Origin of the sequence: Streptomyces poriferorum, assembly GCF_019399235.1 — a bacterium.
Lineage (GTDB): Bacteria > Actinomycetota > Actinomycetes > Streptomycetales > Streptomycetaceae > Streptomyces > Streptomyces poriferorum.
Window position 1 is genome coordinate 1 of sequence record NZ_JAELVH010000690.1, and the last position, 307, is coordinate 307.

1 protein-coding gene is annotated in these 307 nt (G+C 70.4%); it reads right to left on the minus strand.

The genetic code is table 11. The features are described 5' to 3' along the window. On the minus strand, nt 1-307 hold a 307-nt coding region (locus tag JGS39_RS40440; protein WP_505391885.1), incomplete at both ends, for a peptidase associated/transthyretin-like domain-containing protein.

Here is a 307-nt window from a genome sequence, read left to right on the forward strand (position 1 = left end):
CAGGGTGGTGCGGGTGGTGGTGCTGGTGGAGTACGGCTCGACCTTCGCCGAGTCGAGGACCGCGGACTCCGCGAAGAAGAACTGGCCGGTGTGGCAGGTGTGTCCGCCCTCGTACCCGGCGTCGGTCATCTTGCCCCCGACGTGCACCTTGGTGTGGATGTGCACGGCACGGCCCTGGTACCAGCCCGGGAAGACCGTCCTGAACTCCACGTAGCCGTGCTTGTCGGTGAGCTGGGTGCCGCGCAGGTAGCGCTCGTCGTCGGTCGGTTCGCTGTGGCCGCCACCGCCGCCGCCGGGGCCGCCCGAC